General features: G+C 66.9%; 14 protein-coding genes. 1 reads left to right on the forward strand and 13 read right to left on the reverse strand.

Annotated elements, in window-relative coordinates; all coding sequences use genetic code 11:
- Nucleotides 1-19: 19 nt before the first annotated feature.
- The 9 genes from queE to LC039_RS05455 form a co-directional block, all read right to left on the reverse strand.
- Complete coding sequence (queE, locus tag LC039_RS05415) at nt 20-727, reverse strand: 7-carboxy-7-deazaguanine synthase QueE (RefSeq protein WP_226622038.1); 708 nt, start codon at nt 725-727, stop codon at nt 20-22.
- A gap of 1 nt (nt 728) precedes the next feature.
- Nucleotides 729-1097 (reverse strand): 6-pyruvoyl trahydropterin synthase family protein, encoded by a 369-nt coding sequence (locus tag LC039_RS05420; protein ID WP_226622039.1) that lies wholly within the window; start codon nt 1095-1097, stop codon nt 729-731.
- Nucleotides 1097-1798, reverse strand: a complete 702-nt coding sequence (queC, locus tag LC039_RS05425) for a 7-cyano-7-deazaguanine synthase QueC (protein WP_226622040.1) — start codon at nt 1796-1798, stop codon at nt 1097-1099. Before queC ends, LC039_RS05420 begins: the two co-directional genes overlap by 1 nt.
- Nucleotides 1799-2045: 247 nt before the next feature.
- Nucleotides 2046-3971, reverse strand: a complete 1926-nt coding sequence (gene dxs, locus LC039_RS05430; protein WP_226622041.1) for a 1-deoxy-D-xylulose-5-phosphate synthase — start codon at nt 3969-3971, stop codon at nt 2046-2048.
- A 17-nt stretch (nt 3972-3988) separates the two neighbouring features.
- Nucleotides 3989-4858: a polyprenyl synthetase family protein gene (locus LC039_RS05435; protein ID WP_226622042.1), complete on the reverse strand. Its 870-nt coding sequence runs from the start codon at nt 4856-4858 to the stop codon at nt 3989-3991.
- Between the two features lie 6 nt (nt 4859-4864).
- Nucleotides 4865-5107 (reverse strand): exodeoxyribonuclease VII small subunit, encoded by a 243-nt coding sequence (locus LC039_RS05440; RefSeq protein ID WP_226622043.1) that lies wholly within the window; start codon nt 5105-5107, stop codon nt 4865-4867.
- On the reverse strand, nt 5104-6030 hold the full coding sequence (locus LC039_RS05445) for a histone deacetylase family protein (RefSeq protein WP_226622044.1): 927 nt from the start codon (nt 6028-6030) through the stop codon (nt 5104-5106). The genes LC039_RS05440 and LC039_RS05445 overlap by 4 nt, the downstream gene beginning before the upstream one ends.
- A 166-nt stretch (nt 6031-6196) precedes the next feature.
- Nucleotides 6197-6901: a response regulator gene (locus tag LC039_RS05450; protein WP_226622045.1), complete on the reverse strand. Its 705-nt coding sequence runs from the start codon at nt 6899-6901 to the stop codon at nt 6197-6199.
- Nucleotides 6898-7410 carry a MarR family winged helix-turn-helix transcriptional regulator gene (locus LC039_RS05455; protein WP_226622046.1) on the reverse strand — a complete coding sequence of 171 codons (513 nt, stop codon included), beginning with the start codon at nt 7408-7410 and terminating at the stop codon, nt 6898-6900. The genes LC039_RS05450 and LC039_RS05455 overlap by 4 nt, the downstream gene beginning before the upstream one ends.
- A gap of 155 nt (nt 7411-7565) precedes the next feature.
- Between LC039_RS05455 and LC039_RS05460 the strand changes: the two genes are divergently transcribed.
- Nucleotides 7566-8435 carry a branched-chain amino acid aminotransferase gene (locus tag LC039_RS05460; protein ID WP_226622047.1) on the forward strand — a complete coding sequence of 290 codons (870 nt, stop codon included), beginning with the start codon at nt 7566-7568 and terminating at the stop codon, nt 8433-8435.
- A 148-nt stretch (nt 8436-8583) separates the two neighbouring features.
- Here the strand turns inward: LC039_RS05460 and LC039_RS05465 are convergent, their stop codons facing one another.
- The 4 genes from LC039_RS05465 to LC039_RS05480 all read right to left on the reverse strand — a co-directional run bounded on the left by LC039_RS05465 (nt 8584) and on the right by LC039_RS05480 (nt 13987).
- Entirely contained in the window at nt 8584-9834 is a 1251-nt protein-coding gene (locus tag LC039_RS05465) for a PAS domain-containing protein (protein WP_226622048.1), read from the reverse strand.
- Between the two features lie 114 nt (nt 9835-9948).
- The gene (locus tag LC039_RS05470) at nt 9949-11136 is read right to left on the reverse strand and encodes an ABC transporter permease (RefSeq protein ID WP_226622049.1); all 1188 of its coding nucleotides are present in this window, start codon (nt 11134-11136) and stop codon (nt 9949-9951) included.
- Between the two features lie 5 nt (nt 11137-11141).
- Nucleotides 11142-12785 (reverse strand): ABC transporter permease, encoded by a 1644-nt coding sequence (locus LC039_RS05475; protein WP_226622050.1) that lies wholly within the window; start codon nt 12783-12785, stop codon nt 11142-11144.
- A gap of 89 nt (nt 12786-12874) precedes the next feature.
- Nucleotides 12875-13987 (reverse strand): extracellular solute-binding protein, encoded by a 1113-nt coding sequence (locus LC039_RS05480; RefSeq protein WP_226622051.1) that lies wholly within the window; start codon nt 13985-13987, stop codon nt 12875-12877.
- Between the last annotated feature and the right edge of the window lie 109 nt (nt 13988-14096).

A 14096-nucleotide genomic window follows, 5' to 3' on the forward strand; every position in this document is an offset into this window, starting at 1 on the left:
GATCTCCGGAAATGGAAATTCAGACGCCGCGCTTGTTGCCCCAGAGGAGCACATGCAGCTGCGGCAGGATGCGGGGCGCGAACCAGCCATCCGCGGTGGCGATCTCGGTGAGCCACAGGAGGCGGTCGGCGAGGCTTTGCGGATCGAGCGGCACATCCGGGTCGACCTCGGGGTTGCCGGGCTGCAGGTAGAGCGGCAGTTCGGGGTGCCGGGCATGGGCGTCCTTCGCCCAGTGGTAGTCGCGCTGGTCGAAGATCACGATCTTCATGACCACCTGCCGCGCGCCCTGCCCCGCCGCAACGCAATCGGCGAAGGCGTCCCAGTCGACGGTCTCGCCGCTCGACGGCGGCTTGGGGCTGAGCACCAGCGTGTCGAGCGCGCCGAACCACGGGCGCGCCACCGAGCCCTGCGTTTCGCAGGCGAAGCGGTAGCCCTCTGCACGGCCCATCTCGATCACCGGGCCGAAATCCTGGATCGCCGGGTTGCCGCCGCTGAGCGAGACGGTGATCGGCCGCCCGCCCGAAAGGCGCGTGACCTCCGCCCAGACCTCTTTATCGGACAGGGGCGTCCAGCTGTGCCGGTAGGCGCTGTCGACCGCGTGCAGGCTGTCGCACCAGCTGCAGCGGTAGTCGCAGCCGCCGGCGCGGACAAAGACGGTGGGCTCGCCGATCAGCGCGCCCTCGCCCTGGATCGTCGGGCCGAAGATCTCGGCAATGCGCAGAACCATGTCAGGCCGCCAGCGGCGCGGGCCGGTATTCGGCCCAGGTCTTCGGAGTCTCGCTGACCTTGACCGAGGTGGTCTCGGGCCAGCGCGCGGCGCACCACTCGTAGAAATGCAGCGCCAGGTTCTCGGCGGTCGAGGCGACGTTCAGCACGTCGTTGAGGTGCCGGTGGTCGAAGCAGTCGTCGATATAGGCCTTGAGCGGCGCCAGCTCGTGGTAGTCGCGCACGAAACCGTCCGCGTTCAGCTCGCGCGCCGTCAGTTCGACCACGACGATGTAATTGTGCCCGTGCATCCGGGCGCATTGGTGATCGTCCGGCAGATGCGTCAGCTGGTGCGAGGCGGAGAAGTGAAACTCTTTGCTGATCCGGAACATCACGCCTCCTCCCGGCTGGCCACGGCCTGAACCCAGAAATCGGGGTCGGCATAGACGGTGGGGTCCGCGATGCCCGCGAGATGGAAAGCCTCGCGCCGCTCGACGCAGGTGCCGCAGCAGCCGCAATGCACCTCGCCGCCCTTGTAGCACGACCATGTCTCGGCGAAGGGCGTGCCGTGCCTGGCGCCCTCGGTGACGATGTCGGCCTTGGTGCGCTCGACGAAGGGCGTGTAGAGCCGCACGTCGGCATAGCCGTCGAGCGCCTCGCGCTGCATCGCCTCGAAGGCGCGGGTGAAGCCGGGGCGGCAGTCGGGGTAGATGAAGTGGTCCCCGCCATGCACGGCGGTGGCGACCGCCTCGTCGCCATTGGCCGCGGCGACGCCGAAGGCGATGGCCAGCATGATGGCATTGCGGTTTGGGACCACGGTGATGCGCATGGTCTCCTCGGCGTAGTGCCCGTCGGGCACGTCGATGTCCGAGGTCAGCGCCGAGCCGGTAAGCGCCGCGCCGATGCCGCGCATGTCGATGCGGTGGAAGGGCACGCCGAGACGCGCGGCCGCGGCCTTGGCGAAGTCCAGCTCCTTGGCGTGGCGCTGGCCGTAGTCGAAGGAGACAAGGCGGGTGAGGTCGTGCTCCGAGGCGACCATATGGGCGAGCGAGACGGAGTCCAGCCCGCCGGAGCAGATGACGATAGTCTTCATGTTGAACCCTTGTTTTGATGACCGGGTAGGCTGCGACCGGTGTGGGCGGGTCCATAAAGGACCGGGCGCCACGGGACAAGGGGAATGACGGCGCGGACACGGGAGCGTGCGCGCAAGCGGGACCGGGGGAGAGCGATGCCCGCCGCGCAATTGAAGAGTAAGGGGGCTCTGCCCCCGTCCGCTTCGCGGCCTCCCCCGGGATATTTCTCTCTAGGCGAAAGGGCGCAGGACAGCGCCCCTCGGGCCGTCAGGCGCGCTTGTTCAGGATGTCGACGCCGAGCGTGGTGAGGACCTTTTCCTCGATCTGCTCGGCGTTGAGGCCGGCCGTCGCGTACATGTCTGCCGGGCTCGAGTGGTCGATGAAGGTGTCGGGCAGCACCATCGAGCGGAACTTCAGCCCGTGGTCGAAGACACCCTCGTCCGACAGGAGCTGCGCGACATGGCTGCCGAAACCGCCGACCGCGCCTTCCTCGATGCAAATCAGCGCCTCGTGGTCCTGCGCCAGCTGCAGGATGAGTTCCCGGTCGAGCGGCTTGGCGAAGCGGGCGTCGGCCACGGTCGGCGAGATGCCGCGGGCCTCGAGTTTCTCGCAGGCCTTGAGCACCTCCTGCAGGCGCGTGCCGAAGCTGAGGATCGCCACGCGGCTGCCGGTCCGGACCATCCGGCCCTTGCCGATCGGCAGGATCTGCGGGGTCTCGGGCATCTCGACGCCCACCCCCTCGCCGCGCGGGTAGCGGAAGGCAATCGGTCCCTCGTCATGCGCGGCGGCGGTGGCCACCATGTTGACCAGCTCGGCCTCGTCGGCGGCGGCCATGACCACCATGCCCGGCAGGTTCGCCATGAAGGCCACGTCGTAGGCGCCGGCATGGGTGGCACCATCGGCGCCCACAAGCCCGGCGCGGTCGATGGCGAAACGCACCGGCAGGCGCTGGATCGCCACGTCATGCACCACCTGGTCGTAGCCGCGCTGCAGGAAGGTGGAATACATCGCGCAGAAGGGCTTCAGCCCGCCCGCCGCGAGACCGGCGGAGAAGGTCACCCCGTGCTGCTCGGCGATGCCCACGTCGAAGACGCGGTCCGGGAAGCGCTCGGCCATCAGGTCGAGTCCGGTGCCGTCGGGCATGGCGGCGGTCACCGCGCAGATGCGCGGGTCCTCGGCGGCGAGCTGGGTCAGGGTCTTGGCGAAGACCTTGGTATAGGCCGGCGCGTTGGACGGGGCCTTCTTCTGCTCGCCGGTGATCACGTCGAACTTGGCGCGGGCATGGCCGCGATCGGCGGAATCCTCGGCCGGGGCGTAGCCCTTGCCCTTCTTGGTCAGCGCGTGGATCAGGATCGGCCCGGTGGCGCGCGCCTTCACCGTGCGCAGCACCGGCAGCAGCTGGTGCAGGTCGTGCCCGTCGATCGGGCCGAGGTAGGAAAAGCCCAGCTCCTCGAACAGCGTGCCGCCCACGGTCATCGACTTCAGCACGTCCTTGGCACGCTTGGCGCCTTCGCGGAACGGCGGCGGCAGCAGGCTGACGGCACCCTTGGCCGCGGCCTTGAGGTCATGAAACGGCGCCTCGGCGTAGAGCCGGCTGAGATAGGAGGACATGGCGCCGGTGGGCGGCGCGATCGACATCTCGTTGTCGTTGAGGATAACGATCAGCCGCTTGCCGAGGTGGCCGGCGTTGTTCATCGCCTCGAAGGCCATGCCCGCCGACATCGAGCCGTCACCGATCACCGCGATGGCGTCGCCAAGCCCGGTGTCGCAGTTGCCGCCCAGCTCACGCGCCATGGCGAAGCCGAGGGCGGCGCTGATCGAGGTCGAGCTGTGACCCGCGCCGAAAGGATCGTAGGGCGATTCCGAGCGTTTCGCGAAGCCCGACAGCCCGTCCTTCATGCGCAGGGTGCGGATGCGGTCGCGGCGGCCGGTGAGAATCTTGTGCGGGTAGCACTGGTGCGAGACGTCCCAGATCAGCTTGTCGCGCGGCGTGTCGAAAACCGCGTGCAATGCCACCGTCAGCTCCACCACGCCGAGCCCCGCGCCGAGATGGCCGCCGGTTTCGGACACCGCCGAAACGGTTTCGGCGCGCAGCTCATGCGCGAGACGGATCAGCTCGTCATCCGAGAGCCGCTTGAGATCGGCGGGCGTGGTCACGCGGTCGAGAAGGGGCGTCTCGGGGCGGGAGGACATGGGGTGCACCTCTGGCGTCAGTTGCTGCGGGAGATAACGAAGCGGGCTGCCGCCCGCAAGTTTTCCGCCCGGTCTGCATAGGGAGATAGCGCGTCGCAGGCCTCGTCCACCAGCTGCTGCGCGCGCAGCTTCGCGGCGTCGAGACCGAGCAGCGACACGAAGGTGGCCTTGCCGCGTCCGGCGTCCTTGCCCACGGCCTTGCCCATCATCGCCGCATCGCCCTCGACGTCGAGGATGTCGTCGGCGATCTGGAAGGCGAGGCCGAGCCGGCCCGCGTAGGCGGTGAGCGGCGCGGGGTCGACCTCGGCCAGCCGCGCGCCGGCCTCGGCGGACCAGCGGATCAGCGCCCCGGTCTTGCCGGCCTGAAGCGCGGTGATCTGCGCCAGATCGAGCGGCACGTCGGTGGCCTCGGCGGCCATGTCGAGCGCCTGGCCCATGACCATGCCGCGCGCGCCCGCGGCGCGGGCCAGCGACAGCGCGAGATCGGCGCGCACCTCGCCCGAGGGATGGCAGCGCGGGTCGCTCACAAGCTCGAAGCCGAGCGCCTGCAGCGCGTCCCCGGCGAGGACCGCCGTTGCCTCGTCCCACTTGCGGTGCACCGTGGGCAGGCCGCGGCGCAGGTCGTCATCGTCCATGCAGGGCAGGTCGTCATGCACCAGCGAATAGGCGTGCACCGCCTCGATGGCGCAGGCGGGCCAGATCGCGTGGCCCTCGGGCACGCCGTGCAACCGCGCCGATTCCAGCACCAGGTAGCCGCGCAGCGCCTTGCCGCCGCGGGTGGCATAGCCCATGGCATCGACCACGGGCAGCGCCTCGTGCTCGTCCAGAACGCTTTCGAGGTGGGCGGCGACCGCCGCCGCCGCACCGACCAGGGATTCCACGAACATGGGAGGTCAGAGCCCCTCGACCGGCTTGGTGCCCGCGGGCTCGCCGTTCGCGTCGAGGGTGATGGCGGCGACCTTTTCTTCCGCCGCCTTGAGCTTGGTCTCGCAATGCTTCCGCAGCTCGCTGCCGCGCTGGTAGAGCGAGATCGACTCCTCCAGCGGCACTTCGCCGCGTTCGAGCTGGGTCACCACCTGCTCGAGCTCCGCCATTGCCTGTTCAAAGCTCATCTCCGCGACGGGGGTGTCAGTCATCTGCCTGCCTCGATCAATTCTTGTACGTGCACCCGGGCCGAGTCCGCGAGCGCGCGCAGATCATAACCACCTTCGAGAACCGAGACCACCCGCCCCTGCGCGGAGCCCTGCGCAAGCCGGCACAGCTCGCGCGTGAGCCAGCGGAAGTCCTCCTCGCGCCAGTTGAGCTCGGCCAGCGGGTCGTCGGCATGGGCGTCGAAGCCGGCCGAGATGAGGATGAGCTCGGGCTGGAAGCCCGCGAGTCGCGGGAAGGCATGTTCGGTATAGGCGGCCCGCATCTCGGCTCCGCCGCTGCCCGGCGGCAGCGGCAGGTTGAGCACGTTGTCTTGACCGCCGGCCTCGCTGGCGGCGCCCGTGCCGGGCCAAAGGGGATATTGCTGCGAGGTGATGAGCAGCGCGCGGGGCTCGTCCCAGAGCAGCGCCTGGGTGCCGTTGCCGTGGTGCACGTCGAAGTCGACGATGGCGACCCGGTCCAGCCCGTGCCGGTCCAGCGCGTGTTTCGCCGCGATGGCGGCATTGCCGAAGAGGCAGAACCCCATGGGCGTATCAGCCTCGGCGTGGTGCCCCGGCGGACGGGTGGCGCAGAAGGCGGTCTTTGCCTCGCCCGCCAGCACCGCATCCACCGCCCGCACCGCGCCGCCGACCCCGCGGCGGGCGGCCTCGAGCGAGCGCGGCGAGAGCCAGGTGTCGGCGTCGAGCGGGATCAGCCCCTCGCCCGGCAGCGCACCGATCAGCCGGTCGAGATAGGCCTGAGGGTGCACGCGCAGGATGTCGCGATCCTCGCAGCGCGGCGCGGCGAGGCGCAGCAGGTCGAGCCCCTGCAGCGCGTGCAGCACGTGGTCGAGACGGGCCACCTGCTCGGGATGGCCATCGGGGGTCAGGTGGTCGAGACAGTCGGCATGGGTGATCAGCGCGCAGCCCATTGCAGCCCTCCTCCGGTTGCGGGTTCGGCTCAGGAGACCGCAATTCCTCTGCAGGAACAAGGGGAGGTGGCGCCGGCAGCGGCCTGTCGCACAGCCGCGCCCGAAATCGCCGCTGAGACAGGAGCGGCGGCGCACCGCGCGTCAATCCGGTCTGCTCAGTGTCCGCTCAATCCGGCGCCAGCATGTAGCCCGCGCCGCGCACGGTCTGCAGGTAGCGCGGCTGCTTCGGGTCGCTCTCGATCTTGCGGCGCAGGCGGGTGATCTGCACGTCCACCGCGCGCTCCTGTGCCTGCCCCTTGTCGCGGCCCAATTCCTCGACCAGCCGGGTGCGGCTCAGCGCCTCGCCCGGACGGGCCGAGAAGATGCGCATCAGCTGGCTCTCCGTGGCAGTCAGCCGCACCAGGTCGTCGCCATGCCACATCTCGCCGCGTTCGAGGTCATAGCGGATCGGCCCAAGCGTCAGCAGCTTGGGCTGCAGCGCCTCGGCGACCGGGCTCTCGGGCATGCGGCGCAGGATGGCGTTGATCCGCAGCAGCAGCTCCTTGGGCTCAAAGGGCTTCGCCAAGTAGTCGTCCGCCCCGGCCTCGAGCCCGGCGATGCGGTCCTCGGTCTCGCCGCGCGCGGTAAGCAGCATGATCGGCGTGTGGCGGGTCTCGCGGATGGCGCGGGTGAGGCTGATGCCATCCTCGCCCGGCATCATCACGTCGAGCACGATCAGGTCGAAGTCGAGCCCTGCCATGAGCCGCCGTGCATGCGCCGCGTCGCGCGCCGCGCTGACCAGAAATCCGTGCCGGATCAGAAACTTCTGCAAAAGGCTCCGGATGCGTTCGTCATCGTCGACGATCAGCAGATGGGCATCGGGATCGCTCATCCGCGGTTCTCCCGCAGCTTCTGGTACTGGCGCTGCATCTCGGGGTCCATCATCGCCTCGAGCACTTGCTTGAAGCCCGCGACAGCCTCTGGGCCGACCTGCCGGTAGGCGGCGCGCATGCGGGCGCGCTGCGCATCCGAAAGCTGCTTTTCCAGCGCGTCCCCGGCCTCGGTCAGGTAGAGGTGCCGCTCGCGCTTGTCGGCCCGTCCGACGCGGCTTTCGACCAGCCCGTCCTCGACCAGCGTGCGCAGCACCCGGTTCAGCGACTGCTTGGTGACACCGAGAATGTTGAGCAGGTTGTTCACCGTGGTGCCCGGCGCGCAATGGATGAAATGGATCGCCCGGTGATGCGCCCGGCCGTAGCTGAGCCCCTGCAGGATGCGGTCCGGGTCTGCGGTGAAACCGCGATAGGCGAAGAACATCGCCTCGATCCCCTGCCGCAGTTGCTCATCCGTCAGATAGAGGAGCGACTCACCGCCCAGAACCTGACTTGCCGACGCGTCTGCCATAAATCCCTCTGCGTTCGTTTTCTGCACTTTAAGTCAGCGTTGTTGACATTCCAATAGCGAACTGTTAGCGAGTCGCAGTTTTTGCGCAACATTATGTCCAGTCCGGACCTAAGAGGCGCAACTAATGCAAAGCGCCTATGTGAAGGAGATGACCCATGGACGGAGCTTTCGACGATCGCGACGGCAAAATCTGGATGGACGGCCAGATGGTGGAATGGCGGGATGCCAAGGTACACGTCCTGACGCATGCGCTGCATTACGCGAGCTCCGTCTTCGAGGGGGAGCGGGCCTACAACGGCAAGATCTTCCTCGGCCACGAGCACTCGAAGCGCCTGCATTTCTCGGCCGGCGAACTCGATTTCGAGATCCCCTACACCGCCGAAGAGATCGACGCGGCCAAGGACGCCGTGCTGAAGGCGAACGGCTTCACCGATGCCTACGTCCGGGCGGTGGCCTGGCGCGGGGCCGGTCAGGACATGGGTGTCGCCTCGGCGCGCAACCCGGTGCGCCTGGCGATCGCGGCATGGGCCTGGGGCAACTACTACGGCGACGCCAAGATGAAGGGCGCCAAGCTCGACATCGCGAAGTGGAAGCGTCCGAGCCCCGAGACCATCCCGGTGCACGCCAAGGCGGCGGGTCTCTACATGATCTGCACCACCTCGAAGCACGCGGCGGAAGCCAAGGGCTGCTCGGATGCGCTGTTTATGGACTACCGCGGTTACGTGGCCGAGGCGACCGGCGCCAACATCTTCTTCGTCAAGGACGGTGAAGTGCACACGCCGACCCCCGATTGCTTCCTCAACGGGCTGACCCGCCAGACGGTGATCAAGCTGCTGAAGGAAAAGGGCATCACCGTGCATGAGCGCCACATCATGCCCGAGGAGATGGAAGGCTTCGAGCAGTGCTGGCTGACCGGCACCGCCGCCGAGGTGACCCCCGTGGGCCAGATCGGCGATTACACCTTCGAGGTCGGCGCGCTGACCCGCGACATCGCCGAGACCTACGAAAAGCTGGTCCGCGCCTAAGCGGCCGCTTCGGGGGCCTGGCCCCCGCCCCGGGTTTCGCATCCCAAACGGCCCGCGCCTCGCGCGGGCCGTTTGCATGTGCAGGCGTCGCCTGACGCTACCCCGCCTGACGCTGCCCCGCCTGGCGCTGCCCCGTTGGGGGCATGGCTCAGCTCATGGCGCGCAGCATGGCCGTGTTGGACTGGATGACCGTGTTCAGCTCGACGATCCGCGCCAGCCGCGCCTCGATCTCATCCTGCCCCGCGTCGAGTTGGTCAACGATCCCCGCCAGCGAGTCGCCGCTGCCGCTGAGCGCCGCGCTCTCGATCTTGCACATCATGCGGGTGGAGCTGAGCCCGGTGACGTAGCGCTTCATGTCCAGCACCGAGCGGCCGAGCCGCGTCGCCTCGATCTCGACCACCTTCAGGGCGTCGATGGCCGCTTTCTGGAAGGCGACCTCCTCGGCGATCAGGGTTTCCTTGTCGCGTATCACGTCCTCCTTGGCGGCGGCATGGCGCACATCTTCCTGGAAGATGGCCGACATCTCTGCCTGCAGGCTGCCCGCATTGACCAGGAACTGGCCCTGCTGGATGGTCGAGAGCATGCGCATGTAGGTGCTGTCCTCGCCCTCGACAAAGCCGCGCACCCAGGCGGCCATCTCGTCAAGCATCGAGCCGTAATTGACCGAGATCGCGCTGATCGGGCCGCCGGCGTTTTCCAGCCGCGACGCGAGGATGCGCATGTTCATCGGCACCGTGCGGATCGCCTTGATGATCTCGGTCATCCGGTCGGTTTCCTCGCGGATCTGCAGGATCGTCTTGGCCATTGTCTGGAATCGCATCTGACGCGGACCCAGCTTGGTGCCCATGCGCGGCGCCCGCGCCTCCAGTTCCTGTGCGAGCGCGGCGGTCATGAACCCCTCGTAAGACGTGAAGCCGAGCTCTGCGACCTCGGCCAGCAGCATTTCCTTGCTGCGCACGGGCGACACGCCCTGCCCGGTTTCGGCCTCGCGCAGCCGGGCGTAGATTTCCTTGACCGTCTCGAGAAGGCAGCAACAGGGCTTCACCCGGACCGAGATATACCCCCCCGTGATCGGCCAGGCGACGGCCAGCACCCAGTAGTAGCGCCCGTCCTTGGACTTGTTCTTCACGTAGGCGGCGACGTAATCCCCTGCCTTCAGCTTGTCCCAGTAGAGCTGGAACACGCCTTTCGGCATGTCGGGGTGGCGGACGAGCTTGTGGGGCGCGCCCTTCAGCTCCTCCCACATGTAGCCGGAGATCTTCCGGAACACGCTGTTGCCGTGGATGATCACCCCGCGCTCGTCGGTGCGCGAGAAGAACAGGTCCTTCAGCTCGAAGGGCACCTCGCCCACGGTGCTGTTGCGGGTCTGCGCGATGAGTTGGGAATCGTGCTGGGTCATGGGGGCCACGCGGCTGGATCTGGTGATCCGTGCAGCATGCCCCCGGCGGGTTTCCGAAACGTGAAGAGCCGCGGACATCCGCGGCTCTTCCTCGTGTCTCGTGATGGTGTGCGATCAGCTCGGCGACATGCCCCGCAGCCGCTCGGAACGGCGGCGCAGCATCTCGACCGTCGCCAGCAGCACGATCGAGATCCCCACCAGCACCGTCGCCGCGGCGAGGATCGTCGGCGAGAGCTGCTCGCGCAGGCCGGTGAACATCTGCCACGGCAGCGTTTGCAGCTCGGCCGAACCGATGAACAGCACCACGACCACCTCGTCGAAGGAGGTGATGAAGGCAAACAGCGCGCCCGAGATCACTCCGGGCAGGATCAGCGGCATCTGCACCCGGAAGAAGGTGGTCACCGGGTTCGCCCCCATGTTCGCCGCCGCCCGCACGAGGCTGCGGTCGAAGCCGACCAGCGTCGCGGTGACGGTGATGATCACGAAGGGAATGCCCAGCACCGCATGCGCCAGCACCACGCCCCAGAGCGTGCCGACGATGTTGATCTTCGAGTAGAAGAAATACATGCCGGTGGCCGAGATGATCAGCGGCACGATCATCGGCGAGATCAGGATCGCCATGATCGCGCGCTTGCCCGGAACGTGGCTCTGCGACAGGCCGATGGCCGCGAGGGTGCCCAGGGTCACCGAGATGATGGTCGCCATCGGCGCGATGATCAGCGAGTTCTTCACCGCGCTGGTCCACTCTGGGTTGGTGAAGAAGTCGCGGTAGTGCTTCAGCGAATAGCCCGCGGGATCGAAGCGCAGCATCTCCGGCGTGAAGGTGAAGAAGTCCTGCGCGTTGAACGACAGCGGCATGACCACCAGGATCGGCGTGATCAGGAAGACGAAGATCGCACCGCAGATCACCCGGAACGTGTAGTGCCAGAGCACCTGCCGCGGGCTGAGGTAGGGCACCAGCGGCACGCGGTAGCGGCCATAGCCGATCCAGAAGGTGAACCAGCCGAAGAACCAGCCGAAGAGCAGGCCGACCAGCGCCCCGGAAACGCCCCCGAAGAGGAAGCCCAGCACGGCGAAGACCGCGATGATGCCCCAGCGCAGCGGCTTTTCCAGATCCTTCGACAGGGTCATGGCGGCATAGGCGAAACCGGCCATGACCAGCGCGCCGAGCACGATGCCGAGCAGCACCGAGCCATTGGCCGCGCCGATGAAGACCCCGGCGAAGGCTCCCGCCGCCGCCAGAACCGGCAGGGTCAGCGAGAGGGGTTTCTTGACGGCGGGTGTGAGTATGACGTTGCTCATGTCCGTTACCCCAGCTTCACGTTGTCGATGCCGACGATGCGGTCGTAGGCCCAGTAGAGCAGCAGGACCACCGCCAGCAGGATCGAGCCGAGCGCGGCCGCGAGGCCCCAGTTCAGCGAGGTCGAGATATGGTAGGCGATCCGGTTCGAGATGAAGGTACCGGTGGTGCCGCCGACGATCTCGGGGGTGATGTAGTAACCGATGGCGAGGATGAACACGAGGATCGAACCCGCGCCGATGCCGGGCACCGACTGCGGGAAGTAGACCCGCCAGAAGGTCGTCCAATCGGTCGCGCCCAGCGATTTCGCCGCCCGCACGTAGCTGTGCGGAATGGTCGACATCACCGAGTACATCGGCAGGATCATGAACGGCAGCAGGATATGGGTCATCGCGACGATCGTGCCGAACTGGTTGTTGATCATCGTCAGGCGCCCGTCATCGGCCACCAGTCCGATCCACACCAGCACGTCGTTGATGACGCCCTGCTGCTGCAGCATGATCTTCCACGCCGAGGTCCGCACCAGCAGCGAGGTCCAGAACGGCAGCAGCACGAGGATCATCAGCAGGTTCGCCTTGCGCGCCGGCAGGTTCGACAGGATGTAGGCCACCGGGTAGCCCAGCAGGATGCAGCTGCAGGTGATCACCAGGCTCATGAACAGCGTGCGCTTGAAGAGCATGATGTAGATGCGCTCGTTCTCTGGGCGTGCCTCGGCACCGTCCGGCGTGAGCTTCATGTCCACCGAGTTGAGGAAGTAACCCGAGGTGTATTTCGGCGCGTAGAGCTTCAGCGTGCGCCAGATCTCCGGCTCGAGCCAGTCCTTGTCGATTTCACCGAAGCCGTCCGTGAAGCTGACGGTCTGGAAATCGGGGCTGGCGACCAGCGCGGCGGCCGCCTTCAGCATGTCGGCATGCGGGCCGCCGTAGCCCGAGACGTCCTGCGTCGAGAGGTCCTGGTAGAGCGCGGTGTGCACCGCCGACCAGGGCTCTTCGTCGAGCAGCGAGTCGCCCTCCTCGCGGTGGGTGTAATTGGCAAAGATCTCATATTGCTCGGCGGTGCGCGGCAGAAGCTCTTCCACCCCGTCACGCAGCGCGAACTTCGGCAGGCGGCTGCCCTTCTCCCAGGCGGCTTCCTTGGCGAGCCAGTCCTCGGAGCCCATCATCTCGGCCCAGGGCTGCGCCTCGTCCCAGTTCTCGTCGAGATCCTCGAACTGGTCCTGGTAGACTTCGCCGATGTCGTCGAGCCCGCGGCCCGACTTGCGGAACAGCGAGGAGGCGCCGGTCTGCTCGTAGTTCAGTCGCGTGCCGAGGCGGGTGTGCTCCTTGCGTTCGGCGGCGACGAAAAGATCGTAATAAGCGTCTTCGAAGACCTGGTCGGACGGAAGCCCGGTGCCATCCCAGTCGGCCAGGGCCGCGGTGGTCTTCGGCATGGTGTCCGAGACGATCTGGTTCTCGACCGAGCGGAACAGCATGTCCGCGATCGGTGCGATGAAGGTGACCAGAACGAAGATCAGCAGAGGAGCGATGAGCGCGAGGGCACGCAATTTCTGCACGCGCAATGCCCGAGACAGGCTCTTCTTTAGCGGTGTGCCGTCCGCGGCCAGCATGGGCCCGTCGGCATCTTTCTCCGGGACGTCGGTCGAAGCTGTCATCCTACCCCCTGCGGGTCTGTTTTTCTTTGATTATTTGTCTTTGAGTGCAGAGAGGGGCCAGCCGGCCCCTCTCCATGTCGCGCCTGCGCTTATTGCGCGAGCCAAGCCTGGAACTTCGCGTCGATGTCGTCGCGATAGTCGGCCCAGAACTCGTAGTTGTAGAGCAGCGTGTTCGCGGCGTTCGCCGGATCGGTCGGCATGTGCGGCGCCATGTCGATGCCCAGCTCTGCGTGCTGACCAACGAGCGGAGCCGAGGACTGACGTGCCGGACCGTAGGAGATGTAGGCCGCCTGATCCGCGAGACGCTGGGTGTCGGTGGCGAACTTCACGAAGTCCTCCACGCGCGCCAGCGCGTCGTCATCCAGACCTTCGGGGATGATCCAGCCGTCGAGGTCGAAGACCTGCATGTCCCACATCATGGCGACCGGCTGGTCCTGCTCCTCGATCACCGAGAAGAGACGGCCGTTGTAGGTCGAGCCCATGAAGACTTCGCCGTCGGCCAGCAGCTGCGGCGTGTCGGCGCCTGCCGACCACCACACGACGCTGTCCTTGATGGTGTCGAGCTTGGCGAGCGCCTGGTCCTGGCCTTCCGGGGTCGCCAGAACGTCGTAGATCTCGTCCTTGGCAACGCCGTCACAGTACAGCGCCCATTCCATGTTGTTGATCGGGCGCTTCTCGAGCGAGCGCTTGCCCGGGTAGGTCTCGAGGTCGAAGACCGAGCAGATGTCCGACGGCGGCTCCGCGCCTTCCGGAACCATGTCGGTGCGGTAGCCGAAGGTGGTCGAGTAGACGATCTGCGGGATGAAGCAGTCCGACACGATCATGTCGCCGAAGTCATCCTCGGCCGAGGTGCCGTCGTCGGCTTCGGCGAGCAGCTCGTCGGGATCGTATTCCATCGCCAGGCCTTCGTCGCAAAGACGGATGGCGTCCGCGGCCACGACGTCGACGAGGTCCCAGGTGATGTTGCCGGCTTCATTCATGGCGCGCAGCTTCGCGACCGCTTCAGCCGAGCTCTCGTCCCAGGAGATGTTCACCTCGGGGTGCATCTCTTTGTAGGGGTCGGCATAGGCCTTGATCTGGCTCGTCTGATAGGCACCGCCCCACGACACGAGGGTCATGTCATTGGCCATGTCCTGCGCGGAGACGGCGCCTGCGGCAACCGTGAGCGCGGTCGTGGCCAGGAGGGTCTTGGTCCGTTTCATCTGTAACTCCCTTAGATAGCCCGTTGTGTATTTGGGATTCCGGGACACGGGCAAACCGCCGGAACCTTTCCGGTCCGCACCGCCCGCCCACTGCAAGGGGGGCAGCGCG

Source organism: Alloyangia pacifica, assembly GCF_020524285.1.
Taxonomy (GTDB): domain Bacteria; phylum Pseudomonadota; class Alphaproteobacteria; order Rhodobacterales; family Rhodobacteraceae; genus Salipiger; species Salipiger pacificus_B.